This is a genomic window from Acinetobacter sp. ANC 5600 (genome assembly GCF_002018395.1).
Taxonomy (GTDB): domain Bacteria; phylum Pseudomonadota; class Gammaproteobacteria; order Pseudomonadales; family Moraxellaceae; genus Acinetobacter; species Acinetobacter amyesii.
The window spans coordinates 302,374-316,360 of record NZ_MVKW01000001.1; the positions used below are offsets into that span (position 1 = coordinate 302,374).

At 39.9% G+C, this 13,987-nt stretch carries 12 protein-coding genes; 4 read left to right on the top strand and 8 right to left on the bottom strand.

All coding sequences use genetic code 11. The features are described 5' to 3' along the window. Window positions 1-3 precede the first annotated feature (3 nt). From rbtA to cxpE, 3 genes are all read right to left on the bottom strand, one after another. Window positions 4-1,815: a rhombotarget A gene (rbtA, locus tag B1201_RS01545; RefSeq protein WP_078192046.1), complete on the bottom strand. Its 1,812-nt coding sequence runs from the start codon at window positions 1,813-1,815 to the stop codon at window positions 4-6. A gap of 118 nt (window positions 1,816-1,933) precedes the next feature. Next, window positions 1,934-2,638, bottom strand: a complete 705-nt coding sequence (gene hda / locus B1201_RS01550; RefSeq protein ID WP_078190380.1) for a DnaA regulatory inactivator Hda — start codon at window positions 2,636-2,638, stop codon at window positions 1,934-1,936. Window positions 2,639-2,656: 18 nt separating this feature from the next. Next, entirely contained in the window at window positions 2,657-3,874 is a 1,218-nt protein-coding gene (gene cxpE / locus B1201_RS01555; RefSeq protein WP_078192047.1) for a chloramphenicol efflux transporter CxpE, read from the bottom strand. 134 nt (window positions 3,875-4,008) lie between these two features. On the opposite strand from cxpE, the gene purM reads away from it, so the two are divergent. The 3 genes from purM (at window position 4,009) to B1201_RS01570 (ending at window position 6,459) form a co-directional block, all read left to right on the top strand. Further along, a complete protein-coding gene (gene purM / locus B1201_RS01560) occupies window positions 4,009-5,079 on the top strand; it encodes a phosphoribosylformylglycinamidine cyclo-ligase (protein WP_078190382.1) in 1,071 nt (356 codons plus the stop codon). Window positions 5,080-5,088: 9 nt separating this feature from the next. Further along, window positions 5,089-5,718, top strand: coding sequence for a phosphoribosylglycinamide formyltransferase (gene purN, locus B1201_RS01565; protein ID WP_078192048.1), 630 nt, complete (start codon window positions 5,089-5,091; stop codon window positions 5,716-5,718). A gap of 303 nt (window positions 5,719-6,021) precedes the next feature. Next, the gene (locus tag B1201_RS01570) at window positions 6,022-6,459 is read left to right on the top strand and encodes an META domain-containing protein (RefSeq protein ID WP_078192049.1); all 438 of its coding nucleotides are present in this window, start codon (window positions 6,022-6,024) and stop codon (window positions 6,457-6,459) included. A gap of 77 nt (window positions 6,460-6,536) precedes the next feature. Here the strand turns inward: B1201_RS01570 and B1201_RS01575 are convergent, their stop codons facing one another. Both B1201_RS01575 and sppA read right to left on the bottom strand, forming a co-directional pair. Then, window positions 6,537-7,346 (bottom strand): alpha/beta hydrolase, encoded by an 810-nt coding sequence (locus B1201_RS01575; RefSeq protein WP_078192050.1) that lies wholly within the window; start codon window positions 7,344-7,346, stop codon window positions 6,537-6,539. After that, complete coding sequence (gene sppA, locus B1201_RS01580; RefSeq protein WP_078192397.1) at window positions 7,343-8,368, bottom strand: signal peptide peptidase SppA; 1,026 nt, start codon at window positions 8,366-8,368, stop codon at window positions 7,343-7,345. The genes B1201_RS01575 and sppA overlap by 4 nt, the downstream gene beginning before the upstream one ends. Before the next feature lie 127 nt (window positions 8,369-8,495). On the opposite strand from sppA, the gene B1201_RS01585 reads away from it, so the two are divergent. Then, the gene (locus B1201_RS01585) at window positions 8,496-9,467 is read left to right on the top strand and encodes a lysophospholipid acyltransferase family protein (RefSeq protein WP_078192051.1); all 972 of its coding nucleotides are present in this window, start codon (window positions 8,496-8,498) and stop codon (window positions 9,465-9,467) included. A 32-nt stretch (window positions 9,468-9,499) separates the two neighbouring features. Here B1201_RS01585 and B1201_RS01590 read toward each other — a convergent pair whose 3' ends face one another. The 3 genes from B1201_RS01590 to B1201_RS01600 form a co-directional block, all read right to left on the bottom strand. After that, complete coding sequence (locus B1201_RS01590; RefSeq protein ID WP_078192052.1) at window positions 9,500-11,959, bottom strand: DNA internalization-related competence protein ComEC/Rec2; 2,460 nt, start codon at window positions 11,957-11,959, stop codon at window positions 9,500-9,502. A gap of 108 nt (window positions 11,960-12,067) precedes the next feature. Next, window positions 12,068-12,751 (bottom strand): lipoprotein-releasing ABC transporter ATP-binding protein LolD, encoded by a 684-nt coding sequence (gene lolD, locus B1201_RS01595; RefSeq protein ID WP_078192053.1) that lies wholly within the window; start codon window positions 12,749-12,751, stop codon window positions 12,068-12,070. Further along, window positions 12,744-13,979: a lipoprotein-releasing ABC transporter permease subunit gene (locus tag B1201_RS01600; RefSeq protein WP_078190389.1), complete on the bottom strand. Its 1,236-nt coding sequence runs from the start codon at window positions 13,977-13,979 to the stop codon at window positions 12,744-12,746. The genes lolD and B1201_RS01600 overlap by 8 nt, the downstream gene beginning before the upstream one ends. Window positions 13,980-13,987: the final 8 nt, after the last annotated feature.

The window sequence follows — 13,987 nt, forward strand, 5'->3', positions numbered from 1 at the left end:
AGACTATTTTTTAAAGCGACGAAATCCAACTAAGCCAAGCAGCGCAAAAATACTCGCCCAGCCTAGAGCACCACCCGATGTTTTAACAGTTTTACTTTCCATTTCATTGTTTGGTTCTTGGAAAATACGCACTTCTGCAGCTAAATAATTTTTTGCCGAAGTATTAAAACGGGTTGAAGACGTCACCACACGCAATTCAAAAATATCTGCGCCATGCCAATTTCCATTTGGCGTGTATTCAAAATCACCATTCAAATTCAGTGTAAATTTACCTTTAGATTCGGTGCTTTGTACAATTATTGGACAACCATCTTGCCATGGTTCACCCGTTGGATTTGCCATACCCATCACTTTTGTACATTCTTCTTTTGGAATTAAATCACTGTCACCTAAAGCGTCTAAGATATTAAACTTCGCCACTTCACCTGTACGTATGTCTTTACCTAAGCGAGGCATGCTCACAGGAACCACAATTTCGATGGCACCACGATCACACCAGACATCATCCAAATTACGATTTTTTCCACGCTGATCAGAAGACTCACAATACACATGATGCTCATTGCCATCGGCTGTTGTCTTCCCCTTATTTAATATCAGGCTTGAGAAAATCGTTTCGTAATCTAATAAAATACGAGGACGTAAATAACCAATAAATGCGTTATTTGCTGTGGTAAATGGACAGAAAAGTGCATTACGATCTTCTGTTAAGGTTTTACAGCTACCTTCATCTTCACCCGCGATTAAACTTGTCCCAGACCACACATCATTTAAATTTGCAGCAGGTCCAACAGGACAACTCGCAGCCACTAAGTTGTTATAAAAAACAGATTGGTCTGTTCCTGAGTTCACGACTTTACAATCTTGAGCGGTACCACTGAGCGCATTACCAATCACCACACTATTGGCTAAATAAGCATGCTCAGAGGTACTATTTAGTTCGATACCGCCACTGTTCTTCAGTACTGTAATATTATTGAGTGCTAAACCATCACGTAAGTTGACAGCAAAACCTTTGTTTTTGAAAAAGGTACTATTGGCAATGATATTTTGAGGGTTACTGAACACCAACTTGCTGATGTCTGCGAGCCCATTTTGATTGTAAACAATCGCTCGACCAGAAGTGCTTTCATTATTTTTGAACAAAGATGTATAGATTTCATAAGCCGGTGCTTCTGAGTAAATTGCACCACCATCTACCGCTTTGTTGTTTTGAAAAATCGTGGTTCGTATATATAGACGGCTTGCTACAGCTGCGCCATCTTCTGAGAATCCAACATTGTAGATTGCACCACCAAGTCGTGCATAGCCATCTTCAAACTTTACATTTTCAAGTGTGAGTTTTTCATTATTAAAAATGATGCCGCCTTTATCAGCACATTGATCTTGCTTACATCCTTTAAATGAAATTTCTTTAAAATTGATCGCAAGTAGTTCTTTTTCGCCATCATTAATATTAAAAATTTGATCCTTACCCGTCATTTCAATGACGGCATTATTGAGACCGAGTACAACATCTTCATTGACGTTACTGTCATACGCCGTTTTCAGATTCAGTTCTGCTTTAATATCAATTTTTTTAGTGAGTTTATAAACTTCATTTTTTTTCAGAGAAATTGAGGCATAGGCGTCTTTACCCCCGCAACCATTATATCCGGCTTCTGGCATACCATTATTGATATATTCTATGGCTTCACGAAGTGAACATTCCTTGTCATCCTTTACAACATCTTCAGTGGTTGTAACGGTAATTTCTGCGCTAAATGCATGACCTGCCATGAGAAGCATGCCAATGCCTATGCTCTGTTTGAGCATATCCATCTCCTTAAATATTTTTTATCTTTTTATTCTTAAGTTGCACAATCCTTGCAACATTAAAATATTTTTATGTACTTTGTCACAGCTTGAGTAATTACTCAAGAATTTTTATTGCTTACCGATATTCATCAATTAGGGCAAAAATCTGTCTTAAATTGGCATGACTCAATTTGACTTTTTCACCTTTTAACATCTGAATCAGTTGTTCTAAAGAACGAAGTAAAATGGATGCCTGATGCGGCCCATGTGCCAACAAATAATCCACAATTTGTTGATCCATATGGATGCCACGTCGCGCTAAAACAGAGTTCACGAGCGCTTGACGGTCTGCGTATAAGCTACCATTCGGCACTTTCACACTAACAGCCTGAGTTAATCTAGACTGTAGGTCTGGCAGTTCAAGTTTGAGTTCAATTGGTGCCAGTCGAGATGAAAAGACCAATTGACCACCTTCTTCGTTATTATAGTTAATCAGGTGAAAAACAGCTTTTTGCCAATGTGGAACTCCGCTAATCGCTTCAATATCGTCTAAAGCCACCAAATCATAGCGATCTAGCGAAGTAATCGCTTCAGTGGGAGCATCTAGCAATTCAAGCAATGAAACTTGAATTGCTGATTTGCCAATTTCTAAATAGGAGTCACATATTGCAGACAGTAAATGGCTTTTTCCTGTGCCAGCTCCACCATAGATATAGAAACGATTCATTAAACCCGCATGTAACTGACGAACACCATCGATTACATGCCCCCAACTCGGCCCAGAAAAATCACTAATTCGGGCATCGAGTTGTGGTTCTATATCTAGCTGCAATTGACGCATATCTATATTTTGGCCTTATCAATCTTTATGTTCTGATCTTTCAATGTTACTCGAAATTTCAGGATCTTGCAGCGAATTTGCAGACTGATTTTTGAGCTCAATATCGACAGCAACTTGATTGGTTTCTACGTTTAAAGTGCCACTTGCAGCATCATTTACGACAAGTACATCATTTCGGTATAAATTACTTTTCTCGTAATTTTCGCGTGCATGACGTAATAAGACCACAATAATCGCTGCAACGGGTAGTGCAATGAGCATTCCGAGGAGTCCTGCCAATTGCGCGCCTGCAAGGACTGCAAATACCACTGCCACAGGAGACAAACCAATTTTGTCGCCTAATAAGAAAGGCTGTAAAATATAACCTTCTATTGCTTGCCCTACCATGAATACCACCAGTACTAAGGCCAAATGCACCCAATCCAAACCGAATTGGAACAAGCAAGCCACAATTGCCGAAATAATACCTACCGCAAAACCCAAATACGGAATAATACTGGCTAGACCCGCAATCATCCCAATGATGATACCAACCTCAATACCGACTAATTGGAGTCCAACCGCATAAACAACGCCCAATAAGAACATTACCAAGAATTGGCCTTTTACAAATGCACCTAAAACTTCATGACATTCACCCACGATTGTGAGCGTGCTTTTTTCATATTTACGTGGAATAAGTCGACGCATGTTTTCTAACATACGCTCCCAATCTAATAAGAAATAGAAAGCTATGATTGGAATTAAGACAATCGTGCCACCAATCTGTATGAAATTCAGACCCGATTGTGCCACTTTTAACAACATGGCTTGGATACTGTCTGCACTATAGTTGGTTTGAATATACTCCATGATCGCTGCTGACATTTGCTCTGTATCAATTTCCATCGGTACAAGATTAAATGTCTCTGATAACCACGGCAGGAATGTATAGTTGACCCAATGAATATTGCTTGGAATATTGTTTTTCGCATACATCAACTGTTCCCATACCAGTGGTACGAGGAACCACATTGCAAAGAATATAGCGACACCAATTCCAATAAAGACCAAACTGATAGATAACCAGCGCGGCAAGCCAATATTATGTAATTTATCGACTAAAGGGCTAAATAAATATGCAATTAGAAATGCGCCGATAAAAGGAACAACTACAGGCTTTAATAAGTATAAAACCCATATGATCAATGCTATCCCAGCAAGAATAAATATTCGGCGCAAGGTGCGATCACCCATATAAAGTCACCTTTTTTCAATGTAATCGTTATAGAAAGGAAAATATTTTAATAAAGATAACATTTTAGTGCGAAATAGCATAAGAGTTTTGCATATTCAGGTTATAATCCCCGCGCGAATGCGGAGACTTCATTATGAGCAACTCAACTTCTACCCCAAACACTGGTTTAAGCTACAAAGATGCAGGTGTCGACATTGAAGCGGGCGACGCGTTAGTCGATCGTATCAAATCTGTCGCGAAACGTACTGCACGTCCTGAAGTAATGGGCGGCCTAGGCGGCTTCGGCGCTCTTTGTAAAATTCCTAAAGGTTATGAAGAACCTGTTCTCGTATCTGGCACAGATGGTGTTGGTACAAAATTGCGTTTAGCATTGAATTTGAACCGTCATGACACAATTGGTCAAGACTTGGTTGCAATGTGCGTAAACGATCTTCTTGTATGTGGTGCTGAACCACTGTTCTTCCTTGACTACTATGCAACTGGCCACCTCAACGTCGACGTTGCAGCAAATGTTGTGACTGGTATCGGTGCGGGTTGTGAACTTGCAGGTTGTGCATTGGTTGGCGGTGAAACTGCTGAAATGCCAGGTATGTATGAAGGCGAAGACTATGACCTTGCAGGTTTCTGCGTAGGTGTAGTTGAGCAAAGTAAAATTATTGATGGCTCTAAAGTTAAAGCGGGTGACGTTTTAGTTGGTGTTGCATCTTCTGGCGCACACTCAAACGGTTACTCACTTCTTCGTAAAATTTTAGATGTGAAAAACGTTGACCTTACTCAAATCGTTGATGGTCGTCCACTTGCAGATACAGCAATGGAACCAACACGTATTTATGTAAAACCAATTCTTCAGTTATTGAAAGAAGTGGATGTACACGCTATGGCGCACATCACAGGCGGCGGTTTACCGGGTAACTTACCTCGCGTACTGCCAAATGGTGCTCAAGCGGTAGTCAATGAAGCATCTTGGGAATGGCCAGAATTATTCAAACTACTTCAAAAAGAAGGTGGTGTTGAACAATTTGAAATGTACCGCACATTTAACTGTGGCGTAGGTATGGTTCTCGTGGTTGATGCAGCCGATGCTGACAAAACTGTTGAATTACTCAATAGCCTTGGCGAAAAAGCATTCACAATGGGTCACATTGCAGATAATGCTGAATCTGTTGAAGGCGCTGACGAAAAAATCCGTGTAGTTTTCGCATAAGCAACGTTCATGATTAAAATTGCTGTACTTGTTTCAGGCAGCGGATCTAACCTGCAAGCCCTGATCGATGCCAATCTATCAGGTCAAATCGTTGGGGTGATTTCCAATAAACCTGACGCTTTTGCACTGCAACGTGCAAGAAAAGCAAAGATTGCAACTGCAGTCATTGAACATAAGCAATATCCAAGTCGTGAAGCTTTTGATGATGTGATGCATCAACAACTGCTCGACTGGGATGTTGATTTGGTCATTTTAGCAGGCTTTATGCGCATTTTAAGCGCAAAATTTGTCAAAGCATGGGAAGGAAAAATGATTAACATCCACCCTTCTCTGCTGCCAAATTATAAAGGAATGCATACTCATCAACGTGTTTTAAACACCGGTGATGTCTTCCATGGCTGTACAGTTCACTATGTGACTGCAGAGCTGGATGCTGGTCAAGCGCTTGCTCAAGGCGTACTTAAAGTCAATGTGCATGATCATGCTGAAAGTCTGGCAGATCGGGTTCACGTGCTTGAGCATGTGATTTACCCTCAAGTGGCAGAATGGATTTGTAATGGCACCATTCAACACACTGAAAACGGTATTTTATATCGTGGCGAGCCTTTGCAACAACCTGTTCAATTCTGTAAGTTCTAAGCAACTGTATAATTTAACAATCAACGCATCTTAGGGTGCGTTTTGTTTTTCAGTGCCAAATAAAACTCTATTTATTACTAAAATCTAAAATCTAAAATCTAAAATCTAAAATCTAAAATCTAAAATCTAAAATCTAAAATCTAAAATCCATTTTTGCAGAATGTTCAACTTTATGATCAATATGTAGTTTTTAGTTAAATTAAAGCTTTTAGCATCATTAAAAATAATAAGCTTATATTGCAATTAGAAAACCTTATAAATCTAGAAATATTACATCCTTCAAACAAAAGTGGAGAAAATCACATGTTAAAATCCATCACACTGGCGACTTGTGCATGTATAACACTGGGTATGATTGGTTGTGCTACGACATCAAATCCGGCTACTGATCGTAATTTAGATAAATTACAAAACAAAAATTGGGTTGCGAGTGAAATTCAAGGCGTTAAGCTCGAAGCTGACCCTAACAATTCGAACGTACCCACCATCACTTTCGACGATACTCGTGTAAGTGGTTCAGATGGTTGTAATCGATTCATGGGCGGTTACGCTGTCCAAAACACAAAAATCCAATTTTCAAACCTTGCTACAACACAAAGAGCGTGTTTGACTGCGACAAATATTCCTCAACATTTTTCACAGGCATTGAGCCAAGTTACTCATTATGATGCCTCTAAAGATCATTTGAAATTTTTAGATGCCAACAACAAAGTTGTTTTACAATTTGAAAATGCGAAATAAATCTCAAAAGTAGAATGTTTCATTCATAAAAAAAGCACTCTATAGAGTGCTTTTTTTTGTGTTGTAGTTTTTAAGGTTCAATAATGACGCTTAGACAATTTAAGTAAATCTTTGATCAATTCCACAGTTTCCACAGGATGTTCCAATGGGAACATATGACTCCCCGCAGCAACTTTAAATGGAATCCCAAATTTTTTCTCAACCTTTTGTGGAAAGTGCCGAGCTAAAAATGGTCCCTGCTCTGCAATTAACTGCTGTACAGGTACTTGCGGTTGAGCATGAGGTAACCACCACAGTGAAGGATTGGTTCGAAAAATATGAACTTCATCATCACGTGAAATCGTCAACTCCACTCCACCACGCAGTTTATCGTCCATCAAGGCATGATCAATATAAGCTTGATAACAGTCTGGATCGAAATCTTTATAAAAACCTTTCGGCCTTAAAAGCTCTGCTGCTTGTTCACGGCTGTCCCAATGATCACGACGATGCTTCGACAATCCTGCTGGGGACATTTTATCGAGGACTTTAAGTTTGAGGAGTTTTGCGATGTGCAAAGCAAAAGACTCTTTCCCCATGATCATAGGCGGATCAATCATTAACACTTGTTCAAACAATTCTGGGCGTTGTAAAGCAGCCTGAAATGTTAAAACCGAACCTAATGAGTGACCTAATCCAATCACCTTACGACCATTGGCCTGACGTACAATACTGTCAATGACTTGCTGTGTTAAGCTTTTCCAATGGTTATCGATTGGGTAACGCTTATCTGGCCCAAGTAACGGCACATAGATCACATCATATTCATCACTCAGTAAATCAAACAATTTTTGATAAACCCGTGATGGCACGCCATTGGCGTGCGCAAAATGAATTAACGGTTTCATTGTAATTTCGTGCTGTTTTCAGATTGAACCTGTTGTGACAATGCGCTTGCCAAACCTTGACCAAACGAACTTCCCATACGACCTAGTACAGAATCAAACGGACTATTTTCAATGGTATAGTTCACTGCTTTTTCAGTTTTCAATTCACGTTTCAGGCTATTTAAACTACCTGTACGGTCAGCAATACCTAGCTTCACAGCCTGATCACCCGTCCAAAATAAACCTGAGAAAATAGCTGGATCATTTGATTTTAATTTCTTACCGCGACCTTCCTTCACTGCATTAATAAAATGCGCATGAACATTATCGAGTACACCTTGAACATGTGCTTTTTGTGCTGCATCTACAGGTTGAGTCATGGATAAAATGGCTTTGTTCTCACCCGAAGTCATGGTGCGATCTTCTACACCGAATTTTTGCATCAAACCACTAACACCATAATTCGGCATGATCACGCCAATTGAACCCACTAAACTTGAAGGATTGACAATAATTTCATCTGCCGCAGACGCAATATAGTACGCACCTGAAGCGCCTGTATCACCAATAATGGCATACAGTTTTTTATCGGTATGGGCTTTTTTCAAGTACTGAATTTCTTGCCAAATTTCATCAGACTGAACAGGTGAACCACCTGGTGAATTAATATTTAAAACAATCGCTTTGCTTTGTTTGTTTTCATAGGCTTTTTTCAAAGCTTTGATGGTATTTGCGCTGTTTACACTTTGCTTGTCCGCTGCAATGGTCCCAATGATATCAACCACAGCAATATGTGAACCCGCTGTCGCTGCTGGATCAGATGACGACATGCTGCAACTTTTTGCCATCGCAATGATAATAAATAACAAATAAGCAAAGGTTAAAAATTTAAAAAATATACCCCATCTACGTGCTCTACGTTGTTCTTCAACGGAAGAAAGCACGGCTTTTTCTAATATTTTCCATTCATTTCCAGTTGGCTGCTGAATATTGTTTGAAGAACTTTGCTGTTTTTCTTCAGGTTTTGGTGGCCATTCGGACATAAAAAAACCCATTTGATTGTTAATTTGTAGTCATTATATACACGCTAATCGCTATAACTGTCTAATCAATTCATTTTCCCCTATAATTATTTTAAATTTTCTTTCATTTCTTTCAGACTTAAATAAGATGACCGACCAAAATTCACAGGACACCACATATCACCTGTTAAAATTTATCAGCCGTCAACCTATTCAAATTTCAAGATTAATTGCAAAAGGTTTGGCTGGGTTAGTCAATGTTTTAAAAATCTCTAAAACCTACTCTACGATTCAACGCAATCTAAAAATTGCATTGCCTGAATTATCAGAGTCGGCTCGCATTCAACTCACTAAACAAGCGATTCGAAACGAACTTTGTTCTTATTTTGAATTTTTTAACATTTGGGGTGCAAGTACAGAAAAAAATATTCAACGAATTCATCACGTACATGGCGCTGAATATTTACATGAAGCGCTCGCCCTACAAAAAGGCGTTGTACTCGTAGTACCACATTTTGGTACTTGGGAAATCATGAATGCATGGGTTGCGCAGTACACTCAAATGACCATCATGTACAAGCCGGTAAAAAGCGAATCTGCCAACAATTTTGTCCGTGCTGCTCGAAGCCGTGAGCAAGCAATATTGGTTCCTACGGATGAATCAGGTGTACGTCAGATTTTCAAAGCATTAAAACAAGGTGGGACGACTGTGATCTTACCAGATCATACCCCCAATGCCGGCGGCGAAATGATTCCATACTTTGGTATTCCGCTAAAAACCAGCAACTTAAGTGCAAAATTAATTCAAAAGACCAAAGCACGTGCGCTCTTACTGTATGCCATTCGTAACGATAATCATGGTTTTGATATGTATATCGAACCTATGGATGAGAATATCTATCAAGGCAATGCAGATGATGGCTCTATAGTTATCTTTAAAGCAGTGGAAGATTTAATTCATCGTTATCCAGAGCATTATCACTGGAGCTATAAACGGTTTAAAGCCAATCCAAAATTGAGAAATCTATACAATATTAGTGATGAAGAAGCCGCTCAACGCATTAGTGATATTCGTGAGGAATATCAAAGACACCAAACAATAAAAAATGTGACAGAATGACATTTTCAAGCAATATACTTGAAGTAGTTTTTCTATTCGGATTCTTTTGATAGCCTGCGATACAGATCGAGCCATTTATACTTTGTTCGCTCTTCAATTAGTTCAATTTGCTGTTTATTTTGCTTGAAATGGATACTTCCACTTTGTGCAGTTTGCAAGAGTGGAATGTCTAATTGTTTGAGGCGTGTTTGGGTCATGTTTGCAGGATGTCCATAACGATTAAAGCGCCCTGCAGAAGCAATCGCCAACTTGGGCTTAAAATGGTTTAAAAACGCATAGGATGAACTGTGCCGACTACCATGGTGTCCGAGCACCAAGACATCGACTTTTAGGTCTGGATAATCACTTAATATTTGATATTCAGTCTCCCAACCCGCATCCCCCATCAATAGAAAATGTCGTGGGCCATTGACGTCTTTGACCGTGACATATAGAACACAAGAACGTTCATTGGCATTCCATTTGGCATCTGTCAGATCTTCAGGCTTTGGCGAGAGTATTTCAAAATAGACTTGCTGATCCCAATTCCACTGCTGACCACGCTGACATAAGCGCTGTGGAGCTTGGTTTATGGTTTGTACCCGCTCATTACTTGAAAGCTGCCCAATATCAAGTTGTTGCTCCAATGAGAAAAAGCCACCACTATGGTCTTGATCTAAATGAGTTAATAACACCCGATCTAGTCGATGGACACCATTCACACTCAAAAATGGCCGGATGATATTTTGCCCGACACTAAATTGACTTTCATCATAGTTTCCACCGAAGTCTACCATCATATGATGATCTACAGAACGGATATAGATCGCCTGCCCTTGCCCCACATCTAAAATTGAAAGTTGAAAATTTGCTGAATTTTTCCATGGAATAAACAGAGCAAAAAAGGCAATGACCGACCAATATTTTGGCAAGATACCTTCAGGTAAAAATAAGATCACAATAGCCAATATCAACAGTAGGATCTGAGTTGACGTCAATGCGACATCTTGCATTTTTGGTGCAAAGAGTCGATCTAAGCCATAGAGAAACACATGCAATATTTCCAAACACAGATCATTGAATAAAAAAACCAAATGCGCCAAAGGTGTAGAAATATAAGAAAGTGCCCCTCCGATGATATCTAAAGGAACCACCACAGCCCCTAACCACGGGATGGCGAATAAATTACTTAATGGGCTAATCCAAGTCACTTGCTTGAAAAAAATCACCATCAATGGAAATAAGGCGACAAAGATTTTCCATTGTGATTCCACCATCAACCACATTGAATGCTTTAACTTTTGCCAAAAACTGGCGTCCGTTTGAGCCAGTAAATGCTTCCTTAAGGTTTGATAAATCCGCAGTAAAATAAAGCAGGCGCCATAAGACAACCAAAATGCCGCGGATAAAATACTAAAGGGATCCACGAGCAATAAAATAGCTGCACTAAAAACCAGCAGTTGAAAAGGCTGAATGGTTTGCCGTAACAAAAGTATGCTACTGGCGACTAGGCAGATCGTCAGCGTTCTCAGTGCCGGTATTTCAAAACCGGTAAATGCACAATATAGAAGGACACAAAAGATAAAGGGCACGACCAAAACATACTGTTTGGGCCATTTGAGATAAATTTTGGGACAATATTTTCGAATAGCTAACTGCATCGCCCAACAGAGCATGCTGGCAAAAACCAGTACATGCGGCCCAGATATCGCCAATAAATGACTCATGCCAAAACGTTGAAATAATTCACTGGTGCCTTCAGTGAGTAAACTTTTATCACCTGTAAGCAGTGCTAACAGCAAACCATGATTCCGTAGCGGTTGTTGGTATATAAACGCTCTTAAATATAAACGTTGTTGTTCGACTTTTATTTTGAACTGGTGTAGCACACCTTGATGTCGTTGATACTGCTGCCCATAGCCCATCGCAGTCATATGTTGAGGTGGTATAAGTTCGACCGACTTCACCTTTAAACTGGCATGTATATTTTGCTGTATGCTCCACCTTTCTTGGTCAAATGCACCTTCGGTCACATAGCTTTGGGTAGGTCTTAACTCACCATACATACGATAGTATTGTCCAGGGACCAACTGAATCGTCTGTTCATTATTTTGCAAAATTGAATTGGGTAAATACGCCATAAAATATTGAATCTGCTGATTCATATTTAGCACTTCAATTTTTTGCTGAATTGCTTGGTCTTTGAGTTGGCTGATCTGTGGAATATACGCAATAAATTCGCCTTGTCTGCTCTGATGTTCAACCAATGCCAAACGCTGATCGAGTTGAGTATTGGCAAAACTAAAGCCGAGAATTGCGCCCATGCATAAATTTGTACTGAGCTGTAAGATTTTCAAAAAAATACTTTTTAGTTTTGGTGAAATACAAAGCTGTAAACCTAGCCAAATAAGAACAATAAAAAGCAACTGAGCTGTCGAAATATGTGGATTCCAAAACATGAACCCCATAAAAGAAATACCTAAAATCCAACCAATACAAAAACTTTGTAACATGAGTCGTCATTATTTTTATTATGTGCTGGCAATAATAAAGCCCACCGGGGTGAGCTTCAATCAAACAATCTTAATCCACTAATTTTTTTTACAAAATCAATTTAGCGCTTAGTCATCTACCCATAAACCATCTTGCATATGCAAAATCGCATCAGCAGATTGAGCTAAATATTCATCATGGGTCACAATTAGCATTGCCATGTTAAATTCTTTACGCAACTCAGATAGCAACTCAAAAATCTTCACCGCGGTTTTGCGGTCTAAGTTCCCTGTTGGCTCATCAGCCATCATCAACTTAGGTCTTGCTACCAATGCACGAGCCAAAGCCACACGTTGACGTTCACCGCCTGAAAGCTCACCAGGTTTGTGCGTCATGCGGTGGGAAAGTCCAACGCGTTCCAACAGGTATTCAGCTTGCTGCTTGACTTCTTTGAAATTACTCGACTTACGTAACATTAATGGCATTGCCACATTTTCAAACGCGGTAAATTCAGGCAACAAGTGATGGAATTGGTACACAAAACCCAAATGTTCATTACGAATATAACCACGCTCTGCTTCACCTAAAGTGTCAAAGCGTTGACCATTAATCAACACTTGACCCGATGTTGGACGATCTAAGCCACCCAATACATGCAACAACGTACTTTTACCAGAGCCACTTGAACCAACAATTGAAACAAACTCACCTGCTTTGACTTGTAATGAAAGTCCGCGAATTACATCGACTGTAGACTTACCATCCGTAAAAGATTTGGTAATGTTTTGGGCATCTAAAACTAAATTACTCATAGCGTAGAGCCTCTGCAGGTTGAACTTTAGCTGCACGTAAAGCCGGATAAATAGTCGCGATAAAGCTAAGACCCAATGATAAGGACACAATCACCACAACATCTTGCCATCTTAAATAAGACGGTAAATAGTTGATGAAGTAAGCATCAAACATATTTAAACCCAGTGTTGTATTCAACCAACCAACTAAATTACTAATACTAGATGCAGCGATAATCCCTAAAATTGCCCCAGACACCGTACCAATGACCCCAATCACTGTACCTTGCACCATAAAGATCCGCGTGATTGTAGCCGGTGAAGCGCCTAGAGTACGCAAAATGGCAATATCGGATTTTTTATCAGTGACCACCATCACCAAAGAAGACACGATATTAAATGCCGCAACCAATACGATCAGGAACAGCAATAAACTTACCATTGCCTTTTCCATTTGAATCGCACTAAATAGGTTGCCGTGTGTATAAGTCCAGTCAGAAGCATAGAAGTTTGCTGGTAGATCACGCACAATTTCTTGAGAGACTTGTGGTGCTGCAAAAATATCATCCAACTTCATACGGATGCCTTGAGCACCATCTGGCAGTCTTAATAAAGTTGACGCATCGTTCAGGGCCACATAGCCCATCATCGAATCAACCTCTGCACCAATACTGAAAATACCCACAATTTTAAATCGTTTAAAACGCGGAACGACCCCAGCCGGCGAAGGTGTTGCTTCGGGAAGCACCAAGGTCACACTGTCATTCAAGCCTAAACCTAAGGCATCTGTCATTTGCTTGCCGAGGACAATACCAAACTCACCTTTTTTCAGATTATCGATACTGCCTTCCACCATATGGTCTTGGATAATTGATACCTTTTTTTCATACTGCGGTTCAATCCCACTGACCATAATGCCAGACACTTGACCCTGTGCCGTCAACATTCCCTGTAATTGGGTGAATGGTGCGACACCTTGAACATGCTCATGCTGCTCAATTTTTTTTGCAAGTTCAGGCCAATTTGTTAAAATTTGTGTTGAAGAAACAGTGGCTTGAGGTATCATTCCTAAGACACGAGTTTTCAGCTCACGATCGAAACCATTCATCACAGATAAAACTGTAATAAGGACTGCCACACCAAGCGTGAGGCCGATCATGGATACCAGAGCAATAAAAGAAATAAAGTGGTTACTGCGCCGAGCGCGAGTGTATCTCAACCCTATATACAGCGAGATTGGTTTAAACATAACCATCT